The 20,482-nt window shown below is 48.6% G+C and carries 5 protein-coding genes, 4 tRNA genes, 6 rRNA genes, 1 pseudogene and 1 riboswitch; of the genes and pseudogenes, 13 read left to right on the top strand and 3 right to left on the bottom strand.

Features of this window, described 5'->3' with window-relative positions; genetic code table 11:
- Window positions 1–46 precede the first annotated feature (46 nt).
- The 11 genes from AC3CIC_RS14755 to metA all read left to right on the top strand — a co-directional run bounded on the left by AC3CIC_RS14755 (window position 47) and on the right by metA (window position 10,453).
- Window positions 47–2,940: ribosomal RNA gene (locus AC3CIC_RS14755) — 23S ribosomal RNA — on the top strand.
- 123 nt (window positions 2,941–3,063) lie between these two features.
- A 5S ribosomal RNA gene (gene rrf, locus AC3CIC_RS14750) occupies window positions 3,064–3,179 on the top strand.
- Window positions 3,180–3,602: 423 nt separating this feature from the next.
- Window positions 3,603–5,147 (top strand): 16S ribosomal RNA (locus AC3CIC_RS14745).
- 111 nt (window positions 5,148–5,258) lie between these two features.
- Window positions 5,259–5,334 (top strand) — tRNA-Glu (locus tag AC3CIC_RS14740).
- Window position 5,335: 1 nt separating this feature from the next.
- Window positions 5,336–5,411, top strand: a tRNA-Lys gene (locus tag AC3CIC_RS14735).
- A 30-nt stretch (window positions 5,412–5,441) separates the two neighbouring features.
- Window positions 5,442–5,517, top strand: a tRNA-Val gene (locus AC3CIC_RS14730).
- A 413-nt stretch (window positions 5,518–5,930) separates the two neighbouring features.
- Window positions 5,931–8,824 (top strand): 23S ribosomal RNA (locus AC3CIC_RS14725).
- 123 nt (window positions 8,825–8,947) lie between these two features.
- A 5S ribosomal RNA gene (gene rrf, locus AC3CIC_RS14720) occupies window positions 8,948–9,063 on the top strand.
- A gap of 85 nt (window positions 9,064–9,148) precedes the next feature.
- Window positions 9,149–9,224, top strand: a tRNA-Thr gene (locus tag AC3CIC_RS14715).
- Between the two features lie 13 nt (window positions 9,225–9,237).
- Window positions 9,238–9,353, top strand: a 5S ribosomal RNA gene (gene rrf, locus AC3CIC_RS14710).
- The 16S, 23S and 5S rRNA genes sit together here with 4 tRNA genes alongside, the layout of an rRNA operon.
- Before the next feature lie 152 nt (window positions 9,354–9,505).
- Complete coding sequence (gene metA / locus AC3CIC_RS14705) at window positions 9,506–10,453, top strand: homoserine O-acetyltransferase MetA (protein ID WP_394211755.1); 948 nt, start codon at window positions 9,506–9,508, stop codon at window positions 10,451–10,453.
- A gap of 38 nt (window positions 10,454–10,491) precedes the next feature.
- Here the strand turns inward: metA and AC3CIC_RS14700 are convergent, their stop codons facing one another.
- Window positions 10,492–11,832 carry a cation:proton antiporter gene (locus AC3CIC_RS14700; protein WP_488514964.1) on the bottom strand — a complete coding sequence of 447 codons (1,341 nt, stop codon included), beginning with the start codon at window positions 11,830–11,832 and terminating at the stop codon, window positions 10,492–10,494.
- Window positions 11,833–12,023: 191 nt separating this feature from the next.
- On the opposite strand from AC3CIC_RS14700, the pseudogene metH reads away from it, so the two are divergent.
- Window positions 12,024–15,705: pseudogene (gene metH / locus AC3CIC_RS14695) on the top strand (methionine synthase).
- A gap of 94 nt (window positions 15,706–15,799) precedes the next feature.
- On the opposite strand, the gene lysC reads toward metH, so the two are convergent.
- Window positions 15,800–17,152: a lysine-sensitive aspartokinase 3 gene (lysC, locus tag AC3CIC_RS14690; protein ID WP_488514963.1), complete on the bottom strand. Its 1,353-nt coding sequence runs from the start codon at window positions 17,150–17,152 to the stop codon at window positions 15,800–15,802.
- 107 nt (window positions 17,153–17,259) lie between these two features.
- Window positions 17,260–17,435, bottom strand: a riboswitch (Lysine riboswitch).
- Between the two features lie 215 nt (window positions 17,436–17,650).
- Between lysC and AC3CIC_RS14685 the strand changes: the two genes are divergently transcribed.
- Entirely contained in the window at window positions 17,651–18,769 is a 1,119-nt protein-coding gene (locus AC3CIC_RS14685; RefSeq protein ID WP_488514962.1) for a pyridoxal-phosphate-dependent aminotransferase family protein, read from the top strand.
- A gap of 78 nt (window positions 18,770–18,847) precedes the next feature.
- On the opposite strand, the gene AC3CIC_RS14680 is transcribed toward AC3CIC_RS14685, so the two are convergent.
- Entirely contained in the window at window positions 18,848–20,470 is a 1,623-nt protein-coding gene (locus AC3CIC_RS14680) for a Wzy polymerase domain-containing protein (protein WP_488515923.1), read from the bottom strand.
- Window positions 20,471–20,482: the final 12 nt, after the last annotated feature.

Here is a 20,482-nt window from a genome sequence, read left to right as displayed (position 1 = left end):
GTCACCTTGGTTGTTTGCCATACATAAAGACCTCTTGGGGTTGTATGGTTAAGTGACTAAGCGTACACGGTGGATGCCTTGGCAGTCAGAGGCGATGAAGGACGTATTAACTTGCGATAAGCGTAGATAAGGCAGTAAAAGCCACTTGAGTCTACGATTTCCGAATGGGGAAACCCACGTGCATAAGCACGTATCATGCAGTGAATACATAGCTGTATGAGGCGAACTCGGGGAACTGAAACATCTAAGTACCCGAAGGAAAAGAAATCAATTGAGATTCCGGCAGTAGCGGCGAGCGACCCCGGATTAGCCCTTAAGCAGTTTAAGTGTTAGTGGAAGCCTCTGGAAAGTGGCGCGATACAGGGTGATAGCCCCGTACACGACAATGCTTTTATTGTGAAAACGAGTAGGACGGGACACGTGGTATCCTGTCTGAACATGGGGGGACCATCCTCCAAGGCTAAATACTCCTGACTGACCGATAGTGAACCAGTACCGTGAGGGAAAGGCGAAAAGAACCCCTGTGAGGGGAGTGAAATAGAACCTGAAACCGTGTACGTACAAGCAGTGGGAGCCTCTTTTATGGGGTGACTGCGTACCTTTTGTATAATGGGTCAGCGACTTACTTTTAGTAGCAAGGTTAACCGAATAGGGGAGCCGTAGGGAAACCGAGTCTTAACTGGGCGAATAAGTTGCTAGGAGTAGACCCGAAACCGAGTGATCTAGCCATGGGCAGGTTGAAGATTGAGTAACATCAATTGGAGGACCGAACCGACTAATGTTGAAAAATTAGCGGATGACTTGTGGCTAGGGGTGAAAGGCCAATCAAACTCGGAGATAGCTGGTTCTCCCCGAAAGCTATTTAGGTAGCGCCTCGGACGAATACTACTGGGGGTAGAGCACTGTTAAGGCTAGGGGGTCATCCCGACTTACCAACCCTTTGCAAACTCCGAATACCAGTAAGTACTATCCGGGAGACACACGGCGGGTGCTAACGTCCGTCGTGGAGAGGGAAACAACCCAGACCGCCAGCTAAGGTCCCAAAGTTATCGCTAAGTGGGAAACGATGTGGGAAGGCTCAGACAGCCAGGATGTTGGCTTAGAAGCAGCCATCATTTAAAGAAAGCGTAATAGCTCACTGGTCGAGTCGGCCTGCGCGGAAGATGTAACGGGGCTAAGCGATACACCGAAGCTGCGGCATCAACTCTTCGGAGTTGTTGGGTAGGGGAGCGTTCTGTAAGCCGTTGAAGGTGAACTGTAAGGTTTGCTGGAGGTATCAGAAGTGCGAATGCTGACATGAGTAACGATAAAGGGGGTGAAAAACCTCCTCGCCGGAAGACCAAGGGTTCCTGTCCAACGTTAATCGGGGCAGGGTAAGTCGACCCCTAAGGCGAGGCCGAAAGGCGTAGTCGATGGGAAACGGGTTAATATTCCCGTACTGCTTATAACTGCGATGGGGGGACGGAGAAGGCTAGGTGGGCTTGGCGACGGTTGTCCAAGTTCAAGTGCGTAGGTGGGTGTCTTAGGTAAATCCGGGACGCTGTTAACACTGAGACACGATGTCGAGTCACTACGGTGATGAAGTCATTGATGCCATGCTTCCGGGAAAAGCCTCTAAGCTTCAGGTTATAAGGAATCGTACCCCAAACCGACACAGGTGGTCGGGTAGAGAATACCAAGGCGCTTGAGAGAACTCGGGTGAAGGAACTAGGCAAAATGGTACCGTAACTTCGGGAGAAGGTACGCTGCCTCCGGTGAAGTCCCTTGCGGATGGAGCTAGAGGCAGTCGCAGATACCAGGTGGCTGCAACTGTTTATTAAAAACATAGCACTGTGCAAAATCGAAAGATGACGTATACGGTGTGACGCCTGCCCGGTGCCGGAAGGTTAATTGATGGGGTTATCTTCGGAGAAGCTCTTGATCGAAGCCCCGGTAAACGGCGGCCGTAACTATAACGGTCCTAAGGTAGCGAAATTCCTTGTCGGGTAAGTTCCGACCTGCACGAATGGCGTAATGATGGCCACGCTGTCTCCACCCGAGACTCAGTGAAATTGAAATCGCAGTGAAGATGCTGTGTACCCGCGGCTAGACGGAAAGACCCCGTGAACCTTTACTACAGCTTGGCACTGAACATTGACCCTACATGTGTAGGATAGGTGGGAGCCTTTGAAGCATCGTCGCTAGATGGTGTGGAGGCAATCTTGAAATACCACCCTTGTATGCTTGATGTTCTAACGTTGGTCCCTTATCGGGATTGCGGACAGTGCCTGGTGGGTAGTTTGACTGGGGCGGTCTCCTCCCAAAGAGTAACGGAGGAGCACGAAGGTGGGCTAATCACGGTCGGACATCGTGAGGTTAGTGCAATGGCATAAGCCCGCTTGACTGCGAGAATGACAATTCGAGCAGGTACGAAAGTAGGTCATAGTGATCCGGTGGTTCTGAATGGAAGGGTCATCGCTCAACGGATAAAAGGTACTCCGGGGATAACAGGCTGATACCGCCCAAGAGTTCATATCGACGGCGGTGTTTGGCACCTCGATGTCGGCTCATCACATCCTGGGGCTGAAGTCGGTCCCAAGGGTATGGCTGTTCGCCATTTAAAGTGGTACGCGAGCTGGGTTTAGAACGTCGTGAGACAGTTCGGTCCCTATCTGCCGTGGGCGTTGGATGATTGAGAGGGGCTGCTCCTAGTACGAGAGGACCGGAGTGGACGAACCTCTGGTGTTCGGGTTGTCACGCCAGTGGCATTGCCCGGTAGCTAAGTTCGGAATTGATAAGCGCTGAAAGCATCTAAGCGCGAAGCGAGCCTCGAGATGAGTCATCCCTGACACTATAAGTGTCCTAAAGGGTTGTTGGAGACTACGACGTAGATAGGCAGGGTGTGTAAGTGCTGCGAGGCATTGAGCTAACCTGTACTAATTGCCCGTGAGGCTTAACCATACAACACCCAAGGGGTTTTAGCGGACTCAGATAAGAACGTTGAATGTGTATTGAGAAGTCACTAGTCAGAATTTTCCCAGATTTTTGTTTTTCGCCTTATGGCGGGGAACAGTACAAAATTTGCTTGGCGACCATAGCATTATGGACCCACCTGATCCCATGCCGAACTCAGTAGTGAAACGTAATAGCGCCGATGGTAGTGTGGGGTCTCCCCATGTGAGAGTAGGACATCGCCAGGCTTTAAATTTGAATGAGAGCCCGTTCAAGCGAACGGGCTTTTATTTCGCTCCTACTGATTGTCATGTGAGCGACGTCAAAAAAAGATTTTTACCCTTCATTTTCGAATGAAAATAGATGAAAGTTTTTTCTTGACTGAATATCAGAATCGCGTATTATACGCGGCCTGACTTGCTGAAGCGCAACGCGCCAAGGCCTTGAATAGTCAACGTTCTTTAACAATTTGACCTATACAATCTGTGTGGGCACTCGTACTTGATAGACATAAGATTTATCAATGAACTGAGTGACCCAAGATGGTTGAACTTTTCGAAGTGACACTGTCAACACAGTCAATGCAGATTTGCCTTAGGGCAAAAAAGTAATTCAGTATTCATTGAGCGTTAGACCTGTTTCTTCGGAAATGGGGATAACAAGAAAAATTCTAATTGAAGAGTTTGATCATGGCTCAGATTGAACGCTGGCGGCAGGCCTAACACATGCAAGTCGAGCGGTAACATTTCAAGAGCTTGCTTTTGAAGATGACGAGCGGCGGACGGGTGAGTAATGGCTGGGAACCTGCCCTGACGTGGGGGATAACAGTTGGAAACGACTGCTAATACCGCATGATGTCTACGGACCAAAGAGGGGGATCTTCGGACCTCTCGCGTCGGGATGGGCCCAGTTGGGATTAGCTAGTTGGTGAGGTAATGGCTCACCAAGGCGACGATCCCTAGCTGGTTTGAGAGGATGATCAGCCACACTGGAACTGAGACACGGTCCAGACTCCTACGGGAGGCAGCAGTGGGGAATATTGCACAATGGGCGCAAGCCTGATGCAGCCATGCCGCGTGTGTGAAGAAGGCCTTCGGGTTGTAAAGCACTTTCAGCAGTGAGGAAGGTTAGTACGTTAATAGCGTATTAATTTGACGTTAGCTGCAGAAGAAGCACCGGCTAACTCCGTGCCAGCAGCCGCGGTAATACGGAGGGTGCGAGCGTTAATCGGAATTACTGGGCGTAAAGCGCATGCAGGCGGTTTGTTAAGCAAGATGTGAAAGCCCCGGGCTCAACCTGGGAACCGCATTTTGAACTGGCAGGCTAGAGTCTTGTAGAGGGGGGTAGAATTTCAGGTGTAGCGGTGAAATGCGTAGAGATCTGAAGGAATACCGGTGGCGAAGGCGGCCCCCTGGACAAAGACTGACGCTCAGATGCGAAAGCGTGGGGAGCAAACAGGATTAGATACCCTGGTAGTCCACGCTGTAAACGATGTCTACTTGGAGGTTGTGGCCTAGAGCCGTGGCTTCCGGAGCTAACGCGTTAAGTAGACCGCCTGGGGAGTACGGTCGCAAGATTAAAACTCAAATGAATTGACGGGGGCCCGCACAAGCGGTGGAGCATGTGGTTTAATTCGATGCAACGCGAAGAACCTTACCTACTCTTGACATCCACAGAATTCGCTAGAGATAGCTTAGTGCCTTCGGGAACTGTGAGACAGGTGCTGCATGGCTGTCGTCAGCTCGTGTTGTGAAATGTTGGGTTAAGTCCCGCAACGAGCGCAACCCTTATCCTTGTTTGCCAGCGAGTAATGTCGGGAACTCCAGGGAGACTGCCGGTGATAAACCGGAGGAAGGTGGGGACGACGTCAAGTCATCATGGCCCTTACGAGTAGGGCTACACACGTGCTACAATGGCGTATACAGAGGGCAGCGAGACCGCGAGGTGGAGCGAATCCCAGAAAGTACGTCGTAGTCCGGATCGGAGTCTGCAACTCGACTCCGTGAAGTCGGAATCGCTAGTAATCGTGGATCAGAATGCCACGGTGAATACGTTCCCGGGCCTTGTACACACCGCCCGTCACACCATGGGAGTGGGCTGCACCAGAAGTAGATAGCTTAACCTTCGGGAGGGCGTTTACCACGGTGTGGTTCATGACTGGGGTGAAGTCGTAACAAGGTAGCCCTAGGGGAACCTGGGGCTGGATCACCTCCTTAACGATACTATTAATGCCAGTGTCCACACAAATTGTATAGGTTGAAAAAGTAAAGAGTGGTTGAGGTCCCAAGCCTCAACGCATCAGCAACGCGAGTTGTTGAAAGATAAGTGTCCCATTCGTCTAGAGGCCTAGGACACCGCCCTTTCACGGCGGTAACAGGGGTTCGACTCCCCTATGGGACGCCACGGGTCGTTAGCTCAGTTGGTAGAGCAGTTGACTTTTAATCAATTGGTCGTAGGTTCGAATCCTACACGACCCACCATTCTCTCCATGAGGGAATTAAAACTATCGTGGGCGATTAGCTCAGTTGGGAGAGCACCTCCCTTACAAGGAGGGGGTCACTGGTTCGAGCCCGGTATCGCCCACCACTCTCTAAAAATTTTCTGCAACGGAATCGCAGACCCAATAAGCAAATTATGTTATCGGGTGCGCATTTTTGCGTCGAAAATCATTAGAAAGTGGTTCCACTCTCTGTTTGAGAGACACACACTTTGCTCTTTAAAAATCTGGAAAGCTGACTAGTAGATTTATGACTTCTCTTTATAGAGAGGAAATAAATTGAAATCTGTTTCTTATCTCTCTACCCGAGAGGTAACGAAACAAAAGTTCTCAAAACGTTAATCCTGATGGGATTAACACCAAACACATTCAAGTGTTCTTGGTTTCATCGAAAGATGAATATATTTGAGTCCGGCGAAAAACCGTTCATTAATTTGAACCGACTCTTTAACGAGAGTCACCTTGGTTGTTTGCCATACATAAAGACCTCTTGGGGTTGTATGGTTAAGTGACTAAGCGTACACGGTGGATGCCTTGGCAGTCAGAGGCGATGAAGGACGTATTAACTTGCGATAAGCGTAGATAAGGCAGTAAAAGCCACTTGAGTCTACGATTTCCGAATGGGGAAACCCACGTGCATAAGCACGTATCATGCAGTGAATACATAGCTGTATGAGGCGAACTCGGGGAACTGAAACATCTAAGTACCCGAAGGAAAAGAAATCAATTGAGATTCCGGCAGTAGCGGCGAGCGACCCCGGATTAGCCCTTAAGCAGTTTAAGTGTTAGTGGAAGCCTCTGGAAAGTGGCGCGATACAGGGTGATAGCCCCGTACACGACAATGCTTTTATTGTGAAAACGAGTAGGACGGGACACGTGGTATCCTGTCTGAACATGGGGGGACCATCCTCCAAGGCTAAATACTCCTGACTGACCGATAGTGAACCAGTACCGTGAGGGAAAGGCGAAAAGAACCCCTGTGAGGGGAGTGAAATAGAACCTGAAACCGTGTACGTACAAGCAGTGGGAGCCTCTTTTATGGGGTGACTGCGTACCTTTTGTATAATGGGTCAGCGACTTACTTTTAGTAGCAAGGTTAACCGAATAGGGGAGCCGTAGGGAAACCGAGTCTTAACTGGGCGAATAAGTTGCTAGGAGTAGACCCGAAACCGAGTGATCTAGCCATGGGCAGGTTGAAGATTGAGTAACATCAATTGGAGGACCGAACCGACTAATGTTGAAAAATTAGCGGATGACTTGTGGCTAGGGGTGAAAGGCCAATCAAACTCGGAGATAGCTGGTTCTCCCCGAAAGCTATTTAGGTAGCGCCTCGGACGAATACTACTGGGGGTAGAGCACTGTTAAGGCTAGGGGGTCATCCCGACTTACCAACCCTTTGCAAACTCCGAATACCAGTAAGTACTATCCGGGAGACACACGGCGGGTGCTAACGTCCGTCGTGGAGAGGGAAACAACCCAGACCGCCAGCTAAGGTCCCAAAGTTATCGCTAAGTGGGAAACGATGTGGGAAGGCTCAGACAGCCAGGATGTTGGCTTAGAAGCAGCCATCATTTAAAGAAAGCGTAATAGCTCACTGGTCGAGTCGGCCTGCGCGGAAGATGTAACGGGGCTAAGCGATACACCGAAGCTGCGGCATCAACTCTTCGGAGTTGTTGGGTAGGGGAGCGTTCTGTAAGCCGTTGAAGGTGAACTGTAAGGTTTGCTGGAGGTATCAGAAGTGCGAATGCTGACATGAGTAACGATAAAGGGGGTGAAAAACCTCCTCGCCGGAAGACCAAGGGTTCCTGTCCAACGTTAATCGGGGCAGGGTAAGTCGACCCCTAAGGCGAGGCCGAAAGGCGTAGTCGATGGGAAACGGGTTAATATTCCCGTACTGCTTATAACTGCGATGGGGGGACGGAGAAGGCTAGGTGGGCTTGGCGACGGTTGTCCAAGTTCAAGTGCGTAGGTGGGTGTCTTAGGTAAATCCGGGACGCTATTAACACTGAGACACGATGTCGAGTCACTACGGTGATGAAGTCATTGATGCCATGCTTCCGGGAAAAGCCTCTAAGCTTCAGGTTATAAGGAATCGTACCCCAAACCGACACAGGTGGTCGGGTAGAGAATACCAAGGCGCTTGAGAGAACTCGGGTGAAGGAACTAGGCAAAATGGTACCGTAACTTCGGGAGAAGGTACGCTGCCTCCGGTGAAGTCCCTTGCGGATGGAGCTAGAGGCAGTCGCAGATACCAGGTGGCTGCAACTGTTTATTAAAAACATAGCACTGTGCAAAATCGAAAGATGACGTATACGGTGTGACGCCTGCCCGGTGCCGGAAGGTTAATTGATGGGGTTATCTTCGGAGAAGCTCTTGATCGAAGCCCCGGTAAACGGCGGCCGTAACTATAACGGTCCTAAGGTAGCGAAATTCCTTGTCGGGTAAGTTCCGACCTGCACGAATGGCGTAATGATGGCCACGCTGTCTCCACCCGAGACTCAGTGAAATTGAAATCGCAGTGAAGATGCTGTGTACCCGCGGCTAGACGGAAAGACCCCGTGAACCTTTACTACAGCTTGGCACTGAACATTGACCCTACATGTGTAGGATAGGTGGGAGCCTTTGAAGCATCGTCGCTAGATGGTGTGGAGGCAATCTTGAAATACCACCCTTGTATGCTTGATGTTCTAACGTTGGTCCCTTATCGGGATTGCGGACAGTGCCTGGTGGGTAGTTTGACTGGGGCGGTCTCCTCCCAAAGAGTAACGGAGGAGCACGAAGGTGGGCTAATCACGGTCGGACATCGTGAGGTTAGTGCAATGGCATAAGCCCGCTTGACTGCGAGAATGACAATTCGAGCAGGTACGAAAGTAGGTCATAGTGATCCGGTGGTTCTGAATGGAAGGGCCATCGCTCAACGGATAAAAGGTACTCCGGGGATAACAGGCTGATACCGCCCAAGAGTTCATATCGACGGCGGTGTTTGGCACCTCGATGTCGGCTCATCACATCCTGGGGCTGAAGTCGGTCCCAAGGGTATGGCTGTTCGCCATTTAAAGTGGTACGCGAGCTGGGTTTAGAACGTCGTGAGACAGTTCGGTCCCTATCTGCCGTGGGCGTTGGATGATTGAGAGGGGCTGCTCCTAGTACGAGAGGACCGGAGTGGACGAACCTCTGGTGTTCGGGTTGTCACGCCAGTGGCATTGCCCGGTAGCTAAGTTCGGAATTGATAAGCGCTGAAAGCATCTAAGCGCGAAGCGAGCCTCGAGATGAGTCATCCCTGACACTATAAGTGTCCTAAAGGGTTGTTGGAGACTACGACGTAGATAGGCAGGGTGTGTAAGTGCTGCGAGGCATTGAGCTAACCTGTACTAATTGCCCGTGAGGCTTAACCATACAACACCCAAGGGGTTTTAGCGGACTCAGATAAGAACGTTGAATGTGTATTGAGAAGTCACTAGTCAGAATTTTCCCAGATTTTCGTTTTCCGCCTGCTGGCGGGGGACAATACAAAATTTGCTTGGCGACCATAGCATTATGGACCCACCTGATCCCATGCCGAACTCAGTAGTGAAACGTAATAGCGCCGATGGTAGTGTGGGGTCTCCCCATGTGAGAGTAGGACATCGCCAGGCTTTAAATTCAATCTGTCATTTTGCTTCGCAAACGATAGATTCTTAAACAAAGCATCAATGAGTAAGACTTTGTTAGAGAAAATTTGCTGATATAGCTCAGTTGGTAGAGTGCACCCTTGGTAAGGGTGAGGTCCCCAGTTCGAATCTGGGTATCAGCACCAGCTTTAAAATTTTTCTGGCAGCCATAGCGCAATGGTACCACCTGATCCCATGCCGAACTCAGAAGTGAAACGTTGCTGCGCCGATGGTAGTGTGGGGTCTCCCCATGTGAGAGTAGGTCACTGCCAGATACCTCTTCAAACCCGTAGCGGAAACGCTGCGGGTTTTTTCATTTCTAGCACTCAACGATCTATCTCACAAATGTTCTTGAACCCTGATTAGGGATGTTATAGGGTTATTGGAATTCTAGACGTCTATACATCTTAAAAGGGAGTGCTTTAAGATGCCCATTAAAATTCCTGATCAGTTACCTGCGGCCAGTATCCTGCGTCAGGAGAAAATCTTCGTGATGTCAGCGACGCGCGCAGAAAGTCAGAATATCCGTCCACTGAAAGTACTATTGCTCAATCTTATGCCTAAAAAGATTGAGACCGAAACGCAGTTTATGCGGATGCTTTCTAACAGCCCGCTGCAAGTGGATGTAGAACTACTTCGTATAGACGACAGGCCAAGTAAAAATACACCGACTGAGCACTTAGATACGTTTTATAGACAGTTTCAATCTATCCGTGAGCGTAACTTTGATGGGCTGATTGTGACGGGTGCACCGCTCGGGCTGGTTCAGTTTGAGGATGTGATTTATTGGGAACATCTTCAGGACATCATGACTTGGGCGAAGGAGCACGTTACTTCGACCTTGTATGTCTGTTGGGCTGCACAAGCAGGTCTTAAGCTTCTTTATGATCTACCAAAGAAAACAAGAAAAGATAAGCTCTCCGGCGTGTATTGGCACAGCACCAATAAAGCGTTAAGTCATAATCCTATATTGCGTGGATTTGACGATTCGTTTCTGGCACCTCACTCGCGCTACGCGGATTTTTCTCCAGAGTACCTTGCTGACAATACAGACCTCGATATTCTGGCTACCTCAGACACTGCAGGTGTTTATCTTGCCGCGACGAAAGATAAGCGAAACGTATTCGTGACGGGTCACCCTGAATATGATTCTCACACTCTTCATCATGAGTATGCTCGAGATGTGGGTGAGGGGATGGAGCCAGTTGTGCCAATGAATTACTACCCTAACGATGACCCATCTAAAGAGCCTTATGTTAGCTGGCGAAGTCACGGACACCTCTTGTTCTGTAATTGGCTTAACTACTGCGTATACCAACAAACACCATACGATCTCGACCAGTTCTCGGAAGCGGCATTTACCAAAGACGATTAAAAAAAGGCCTGCATTGCAGGCCGTTTTTTTGTATATCTCTATTCTTTTGCCGTTTCTGTTTGAGTCTTCGTCTCAGCCTGTTTGTAAGTGCTGGGTTGTATACCCATATCGCGTTCAGCAATTTTGGCTTTTTCGATTAACTTGGTGATGGTTGAGCCTTGAATGAGGATTGAGAAAACAACAACAGCGTAGGTCATGACAAGAATGATCTCTCGCACATCGATGTTCTTCTCGGGAACAATCATATAGCCTGCAGGTACCGCCATTGCCATTGCAATCGCTAGCCCTCCGCGTAGCCCTCCCCAAGTTAGAATGCGTATTGAGTAAGGGTTATAGTCGCGGTAACGGTTAAAGCCCAGATAGCATATCTGAATACTGATATAGCGTGCGATGAGCACTGCCGGTATGGCAAATGCCATGATGATCCAATCTTCCTTGTGGAAAGTGAAGGTCAGCATGCTAAGACCAATTAATAAGAACAGTACTCCATTGAGGAACTCGTCAACGAGCTCCCAGAAGTGATCGAGATGATCTTCACTTTCTTTTGAAAAACCAATGTAGCGGGTCCAGTTACCAATCATTATCCCTGCCACTACCATCGCAAGAGGACCTGAAACGCCGATTAAACTTGCAAATACATACCCAGCAGTTGGAATGCCGAGTGTCAGCAATAACTCCATAGAGTGATCATCGGTATGACATATCAGATAGTGAAATAGCAGCCCTAAGAGAAACCCATAAACAATACCGCCAATGGCTTCATGCAAGAACAACTCTACCACGCCGAACGCTGTTGGTGTTTCAGAGCCAAAAGCCACTGTAAAAAGAGTCATAAAGATGACTAGGCCAAAGCCATCATTGAACAGCGATTCACCTTCAATCTGTGTTGAAATACGTCTTGGTGCATTTAGCTTCTTAACAATCGCTAAAACAGCAATTGGATCCGTTGGAGAGATGAGTGCGCCGAACAGTAGGCAATAGATAAACGCGAAAGGAATACCAATTAACTGAAAGAACAGCCAAGTTACTCCTCCAATAAAGAACGTGGAGATGAGTGTCGCTAATAGTGCGAGTACAGTTATTTCCCACTTCTGATCTTTAAGGTTTGGCAGTTTTACACCGAGGCCTCCCGCAAAGAGTAAAAATCCAAGTACACCTTTTAGTAAAAAGTCATCGAAGTGCACTTCGTTCAAAGTCTCTGCGGCAAAGTCTTTTAATTGGAACCAGTTATTATGACCGGAAATCACAATACCTAGAGAAAGGATCAGAGCACCGGCAGTGATCGCGATAGTGGTTTGCATCTGCCCTATTTTACTGTTGATAAAGGCAATGAGCATCGCTGCTGCAGCTAAGAAACAGAGAGTGGTATAGACGGTCATGGATGACCCCGTGTCGGATAATATGAGAAATCAAAATGAGTTGTAACGAAATATAAATCGATGTGATGAAGAAAACTACAACAAATCTGAGTGTTTTCGGGGATCCTTTAGAAGTGAGCCACTCATAGACGTCTAGATTTCCATTTGAGCTGTGATACTATGCGAGTAGCGAGCAATATAAGAAGGAATTTGTGGCTGTGAGTAGTAAGGACATTCTAAAAAAACTGTTGGTTGAGCGCATTCTGATTATCGATGGTGGAATGGGTACCATGATCCAAGACTACAAACTGGATGAATCTGACTATCGTGGTGAGCGCTTTTCTGATTGGCACTCGGACCTAAAAGGAAACAATGACCTTTTAGTTCTGACGCAGCCAGAGCTTATCAAACAGATTCATGGTGAGTACCTCGAAGCAGGTGCAGATATTCTGGAAACCAATACCTTCAATGCAACCACCATCGCCATGGCTGACTATGATATGGAAAGCTTGAGCGCTGAAATTAACCTCGAAGCTGCCAAGCTAGCGCGCCAAATGGCCGATGAATGGACCGCAAAAACGCCTCAAAAGCCGCGTTTTGTTGCTGGCGTATTAGGGCCAACAAACCGAACGTGTTCGATTTCGCCTGACGTAAATGATCCGGGCTTTCGGAATGTATCATTTGACCAATTGGTTGAAGCCTATACAGAATCCACGCGCGCATTGATTGCAGGCGGGGCTGACATCATCTTAGTTGAGACCATATTTGATACCCTGAATGCCAAGGCATGTACCTTCGCGATCGAGACGGTGTTCGATGAAGATGGCATCATTCTGCCTGTGATGATTTCTGGCACGATCACAGATGCCTCAGGTCGCACGTTATCCGGGCAAACTACGGAAGCTTTCTATAATTCTCTACGTCATGTTAAACCGATCTCTTTTGGACTTAACTGTGCGTTGGGGCCTGATGAATTACGCCAGTATGTTGAAGAATTGTCTCGTATTTCGGATTGTTCTGTTTCTGCCCACCCGAATGCAGGCCTCCCAAATGCATTTGGCGAATATGACCTTAGCCCTGAAGACATGGCAGAGCATATTGAAGAATGGGCGAAAAGCGGGTTTCTCAATTTAGTCGGTGGTTGCTGTGGTACGACGCCTGAGCATATTCGGCAAATGGAAGTGGCAACACGAAATGTCGTGCCGCGTTCACTTCCTGAATTGCCAAAATACTGCCGTTTGTCGGGTCTAGAACCTTTAAACATTGCGCCTGACACCTTGTTCGTCAATGTGGGTGAACGTACCAACGTGACAGGCTCTGCACGTTTTAAGCGTCTAATTAAAGAAGAACTCTATGACGAAGCGCTTGAAGTGGCTCGCCAACAAGTTGAATCCGGCGCCCAAATTATCGACATCAACATGGATGAAGGGATGCTGGATGCAGAAGCAGCCATGGTTCGCTTCCTCAATTTGTGTGCGACAGAGCCTGATATTTCCAAAGTACCTATCATGGTCGATTCCTCGAAATGGGAAATATTGGAAGCAGAACGTTCTGAAGTGTGTTCAAGGCAAACCCATCGTTAACTCTATTTCAATGAAAGAGGGTGTTGATAGGTTCATCGAACAAGCGAAATTGATTCGTCGCTATGGTGCCGCAGTCATTGTGATGGCATTTGATGAAGTTGGTCAGGCAGATACGCGCGAACGCAAAATCGAAATATGTACCAATGCATATAACATCCTTGTGGATCAGGTTGGCTTTCCGCCTGAAGACATAATCTTTGACCCTAATATTTTTGCAGTCGCAACTGGCATCGAAGAGCACAATAACTATGCGGTTGATTTCATTGAAGCTGTGGGCGATATAAAACGCACCTTGCCCCATGCCATGGTATCTGGCGGCGTGTCTAATGTGTCATTTTCATTCAGGGGCAATAACGCGGTCCGTGAAGCCATTCATGCAGTGTTCTTGTATTACTGTTTTAAAAACGGCATGGACATGGGCATCGTGAATGCAGGTCAGCTTGCCATCTATGATGATCTGCCGGATGAACTTCGCGAAGCGGTTGAAGACGTTGTATTGAACCGTCGTGATGACAGTACCGAACGCTTGCTTGATATTGCGGCAAACTATCGCGATAGCGGTGCGGTAGAAGAAGACCGTACCGCGCAAGAGTGGCGCGGTTGGCCTGTTGATAAACGTTTGGCGCACGCATTGGTCAAAGGGATCACTGAGTTTATTGTTGAAGATACAGAAGAAGCACGATCCAATGCGAGTAAGCCTCTCGAAGTGATTGAAGGCCCGCTTATGGCAGGCATGAACATCGTGGGTGATTTGTTTGGTGAAGGGAAAATGTTCTTGCCGCAAGTGGTGAAATCAGCCCGTGTAATGAAACAAGCTGTGGGGTATTTAGAACCTTACATCAATGCAGAGAAGCAAGCGGGTTACACCAATGGCAAAATTCTCCTCGCGACAGTAAAAGGCGATGTTCATGACATCGGTAAGAACATTGTTGGCGTAGTACTCCAATGTAATAACTACGAAATCATCGATCTTGGTGTCATGGTACCCACGGATAAAATCCTAAAAGTGGCGATTGAAGAGAATGTCGACATCATTGGTTTGTCCGGCCTTATCACACCGTCACTCGATGAAATGGTGCATGTTGCCAAGGAAATGGAACGTCGCGGGTTTGATATTCCTTTGCTGATTGGCGGTGCAACGACATCTAAGGCGCATACCGCGGTGAAGATCGAAGAAAACTACCACGCGCCTGTCGTGTATGTTTCAAATGCCTCTCGTGCGGTAGGGGTGTGTTCTTCGCTCCTGTCTGACGAGCATCGCCCTGGCTTTATAGATCGTATCGCAAAAGAATATGTCACTGTTCGAGAGCAACATGCTCGCAAAAAACCGCGTACTGCTCCTATCACATTAGAAATGGCGCGTGCGAACAAGGTGCCATTGGATTGGGACGGATATACACCGCCACAGCCAAAGAAACCCGGTGTACACGTGTTCACTGATTTTCCTATCTCAGAAATCCGTCAGTATATCGATTGGACGCCTTTCTTCATGACGTGGTCGTTAAGTGGTAAATACCCGACCATTCTTCGCCATGAAGTGGTGGGGGAAGAAGCTCAGCGCGTGTTTGATGATGCCAATGAGATGCTGGATGAAATCGAACGTACTGGCATGATTAAAGCCAATGGAGTTTGCGGATTATTTCCTGCAAATAGCATTGATGATGACGTGGAAGTGTATACCGATGAATCCCGTACCGAGGTGTTGACGGTGTTGCACGGCCTGCGTCAACAAACGAAAAAGCCGAAAGGGCCGAACTACTGCTTGTCTGATTACATTGCACCAAAAGACAGTGGGAAAGCGGACTGGATTGGCGCGTTTGCGGTGACGGGGGGGATCGGTGAGTATGACATCGCAGAGCAATACAAAGCCCAAGGCGATGACTACAACGCGATTCTTGTTCAGGCAGTTGCTGATCGCTTGGCGGAAGCGTTTGCGGAATGTATGCATGAAGCGGTACGTAAAGACCTATGGGGATACTCACCAGATGAAGCGTTGGATAGAGAAGACTTGATCCGAGAAAAGTATCAAGGAATCCGTCCTGCACCTGGTTATCCTGCATGTCCAGAGCATACAGAGAAAGGTGCAATTTGGTCGTTGCTGAATGCTGAAGCAAACACGGGCATGGTATTAACGGAAAGTTATGCAATGTGGCCAGGAGCCGCGGTATCAGGCTGGTACTTCTCACACCCAGAATCGCGTTATTTTGCTGTCGCGCAGATCCAAGAAGATCAACGTGATAGCTACGCAGATCGCAAAGGGTGGGATCTGATCGAAGCTGAAAAATGGCTAGGTCCTAACCTTAACGGGTAAGTCGCATAAATCATTGAGTGACAAAAAGGGGCGTTCAAATTGAGCGCCCTTTTTTTGTTTTCTAAGATTTGAGTTGAAAGAGTATGCCGATGGATTAGCCTTCAAACAGTTCCTTATGAAGTGCTCTTACTACGTCTTTTGATTCGTTTGTGCTCGTCAAAAAACACAGATTATGGCTGCTGGCACCATAGCAAATCATACGCAGATTATAGTCTTCGAGTGTTCCGAAAATTTTGGCAGCTGCGCCGCGTGACTCGCCCATATGGTTACCAATCAAAGCAACTAAGCACATATCTTGCTCCACGGTGACCTTACACAGTTTTGCTAACTCTTTTTCTGCACCGTCCGGTAAGGTGGGCGCCCCGCCACGGGTGTTGGTCTGATCAAGAGTCAAAGAAACACTGACTTCAGAAGTGGTGATGAGATCCACGGAGACCTTGTGCTTGGCCAGAATGTTGAAGACCTCGGCAAGAAAACCGTAAGCGTGGAACATATTCAGGCTAGTGAGCGTCACCATGGTTTGGTTGCAACGCAGTGCCAGTGCGCGAAACAGAGGAGATTGTTTCGCGGTATCGCGAATCCAAGTTCCACCTTGCTCAGGCGCTTTTGATGAGCCAACAAACACCGGTATATCGTGGCGCATTGCGGGTACTAAGGTGGATGGGTGCAAGATTTTCGCACCAAAATTGGCCATCTCAGACGCTTCACTGAAGCTGATTTCATCAATGGGGCTGGCTGCAGGCGCAATACGAGGATCGGTACTGTAGATACCTGGCACATCCGTCCAGATTTCCAGCGAGGTTGCTTGCACGGCTTCTGCCAGCAACGCGGCGCTATAATCTGAACCACCACGGCCTAGGGTGGTGGTATTGCCGTCATTGTCCGCGCCAATGAAACCTTGGGTTACCGCGACCTTTGCATCACACAGCGGGCGAAGAACTCCTTGAGCATGAAAGGCAGTTTCAACCAAATCTGGGGTTGCATTGCCAAAGACATTGTCTGTTTTTAATATTTGGCGTACGTCGACGCGTTCAGCATCAATGCCTTGGGCATTTAACAGGTGCGTGAAAATATGCGTAGACATTAATTCGCCGCATGCAACCAGGCTATCCGTTAAACGGTCAGAAGGGGACGTAGCAGCGGCAGTTGCGAAAGTCGCAACTTCATCAAGAACGTCATTGATGGCAATGTCCACCGCTGCGTTCGCAGGCAAGTGTTCCAAAATGCTGAAGTGAATATCGGCAATTTTGGCCAACACATCTTGTTGTTTTTTTGCATCGGCAACACCATTTGCCAATTCAACCAGTAAATTTGTCACGCCAGAACAAGCGCTAATCACTACCAGTCGAGTGTCTGAATTCCCTTTGATCACCGATGCGCTGTTTGACATAGCAGCGTAGTCGGCGACACTCGTGCCGCCAAATTTTGCGACATTTAATGCGTTCACTTCCCTTTATCTCCCTTGATTGCGAATGGAGTTATCCCAAAATATTTGAAACTTAAAATAGTAAAAATTGTATGGCAGTAAGAGGGCGGGTACGGAAGAAAGGATATTTCTCCAGAAGCGCTCCATCTCATTAGAGATGACAATCCGAAGGATTCAACCCTCAAGACCGACAATCCAACCCCCAAGGTTTGGTTTTGTCTCGGCGTCTTATCCCCTGATCGGTTTGCTTTGGAGTTGGGGCTCCGCAAACAGACTGCCTGATAGACGCGCCTCTTCTGCTTTTGCGTGGCAAAAATGCACTGCGCAAAAATTGCTCTCTATTGATAATGTTTTGTGACGTTTTTGTCAATTACCGATTGCATCAACTTGCATCTCTTTTCGATTCAGTCGATCAAATGAAGCATGACGAAGCTTGGGTTTATGCGTGGACGGGGGTTTGGCAAATGCAGTTCCGGTGATAGGGTAAGTAAACGAATGGATGCTTATGGAGAGCCGACAATGACAATATCCCGATTTATTCCGCCGCAACGTACCTTGATGGGCCCTGACCCTTCAGACGTATCACCGCGGGTATTGCAAGCTTTGTCCCAGCCAACGATTGGTCACTTAGACCCACTTTTTGTCGGCATGATGGATGAGGTCAAGGCGCTACTTCAATACGCATTCCAAACTGAAAACGCATTCACCATTGCTGTTTCTGCCCCCGGCAGCGCGGGCATGGAAACGTGCTTTGTTAACCTGATTGAGCCGGGCGATACCGTTATCGTTTGCCGCAATGGCGTGTTTGGCGACCGTATGCGGGAAAACGTTGAACGCTGCGGTGCAACGGCGGTAATGGTAGACGATGAGTGGGGTAAGCCAGTAGACCCAGCCAAAGTTGAACAAGCATTGCGTGACAACCCTCAGGCGTCATTGTTGGCATTTGTGCATGCAGAAACCTCTACCGGTGCGCTTAGTGACGCAAAAACGTTATCGGCTTTAGCGAGAGAGCATGATTGCTTGACCATTGTCGACGCTGTGACTTCGTTAGGCGGTGTGCCATTGCTGGTGGATGAATGGCAACTGGATGCGGTGTATTCCGGCAGTCAAAAATGCCTGTCTTGCGTACCAGGACTATCGCCCGTGACCTTCTCTCCACGCGCGGTTGAGAAAATGCAAAAGCGCACTGAGAAAGTACAAAGCTGGTTCCTCGATCAGAGCCTGGTGCTCGCATATTGGAGTGGCACAGGTAAGCGCAGTTACCATCACACTGCACCTGTAAATAGCTTATATGCGCTCCATGAATCGCTGCTGATGCTCAAACAAGAAGGGCTAGAAAATGCATGGCAGCGTCATCGCGATATGCATGCGTTTTTGAAAGCCGAACTTGAATCGTTGGGCATCCGCTTTCTTGTCGATGAAGCCGATCGTCTTCCACAGCTAAATGCAGTGTCAGTGCCTGATGGTATTGATGATGCCAGTGTGCGTAGCCGTTTGCTCAATGAATACAACCTTGAGATAGGCGCAGGACTCGGCGCATTAGCAGGCAAAGCATGGCGTATTGGCTTGATGGGATACACCGCGAGAAAAGAAAATGTTGCCCTGTGCGCCAAAGCATTAAAGGACGTATTGGGTTAGTCATAGACCCCATCATCAATTAACAAAAAACGCCTCTCGGGGCGTTTTTTATTGTCAGTGTTTGGTCGCGCGGGATAGTTACTCAGAAAACGAGGGTTGAAATAAACGGTTAGGGAACAATGAGTTGGCTTCCTGTTTTATCTGTTTCGCCATCGCTTTGTTGCCCGTTAACATTGCAAGCTCAATCAGTGACTGATAATCATCGGCGTTCGGGTTTAACGTTAGTCGCTGTACTTGCTGGCGTAAATAAGCCTCCTGCGCACGTATATCTCTGCGCTCTACGCTGGTAAGAAATGCACGTTTTCCAGCTTCTTCATGATAGAAACTGCGCCACCATGGGTGTGCCTGATATTGAGCCAGTTTGCTATCACTGATTTGATAGGTATGCAGCGCCTGCTCACCAAGATACACAGAACTTAACACAACGGTGGATGCCAAAATCAAACTTGAAGAGGCAACCAGTTTGACGGTTTTTATTGGGCGTACGGAAATGCGTTGATAGCGAGCTGACAGGTTATCAATCCAATAGAGCAAGACCACAAATAGCAAAGCCAATGCCGGATTCACACTGACAAAAGGCGTTACAACAATGCCGATTAATGATGGCAACATGATGGCCGTTAGCATTAAACGTGTCCCCCAAGGGGCATCATTTAGGCGTCGAATCACCAATGCAGTGAGCAACCCAATACCTGCGCAAAGAGCAAGTCCACCTTCGGTGAGCGATTTGACTAACCAACTAGGGTGAAGGGTGGGCATTGGCAATACATTCTGAGATTCAACACCGAAAAGTAATTGTGCAGTGAACTGTTGGCCTAGGCCGACCCCTTCAAATTGTGCACTTTTTAGCAGCGCTAAGGATTGTTCGACAACGGAAAACTCTTGCGTTGAAAAGCGGGGAGAGAACAAGGCGGCAGACGGCAGCCAGTCAGCATAACCTGCGATCAAAAAACCTAAAAAAACGGCGCAGTTCCAAAGGCCATGATGAAGCTTACGACAAAAGCGATACAAGAATGGCTGGATGAGAATAATGATCAGCACTGCAATGGTAACCAGCCATGCTTGGCGTAAGGCCATAAGGGCGCATAACGTCACTGTTGGTGTTGCCAATAATAGGATGTGAACGGGCGCAATGTTGCGTTTGTAGACGCGAGTACGCGCGAGTAGATATGCCGACAGTGCCAGTGATGTGAGTAACACAATACTGGCGGTGTCTTGGTACAAGCTATCAGTTTGCCAAGCCAATTGTTGTAATCCTGACTTATTCAGAATACTGGGTAGGAAAAACAAAAATGCAACTAGCCAACCCGACAGTAACGGTAGCCAAAGCAAGTATTGGCGCTGTAAATGGTTGAAACTGAATTGTTGTAAGGTGCTAAATGTGAGTAGCGCGATGGCAATACTGGAGACATGCCAAAGCGATGCACCAAAACTAGCGTGAAGGTAAAACGCGGGTACAACGGAAAACAGTGCACTGAGTGACAGCCATCCAGTGAGAGATGTCCTGCAAAAACGTTTTTGGCGTGCAATTTCCCAAAGCCCAAAACAAACGATGGCGACCGCTAATAAAAAAGTGAGCGCAATAGAAGGGTGCTGTATGCCAGACACCGCAAGCTGGATCTGATTCAAAGGAAGACAGAACAGAAACAGTGCGGCCATAGCAATCAATACTGGCTTGACCAATGGCTTACTGGCCACCATTGATGGCCAGTG

Source organism: Enterovibrio sp. QJM3NY_24 (assembly GCF_057786035.1).
This window is presented reverse-complemented; position numbering and strand designations above follow the sequence as displayed.

Excerpts from the sequence above, each read along its gene's own strand:
- metA (WP_394211755.1), top strand. The coding sequence starts at position 9,506 with ATGCCCATTAAAATTCCTGATCAGTTACCTGCGGCCAGTATCCTGCGT.
- AC3CIC_RS14700 (WP_488514964.1), bottom strand. The coding sequence starts at position 11,832 with ATGACCGTCTATACCACTCTCTGTTTCTTAGCTGCAGCAGCGATGCTC.
- AC3CIC_RS14685 (WP_488514962.1), top strand. The coding sequence starts at position 17,651 with ATGACAATATCCCGATTTATTCCGCCGCAACGTACCTTGATGGGCCCT.
- AC3CIC_RS14680 (WP_488515923.1), bottom strand. The coding sequence starts at position 20,470 with ATGGTGGCCAGTAAGCCATTGGTCAAGCCAGTATTGATTGCTATGGCC.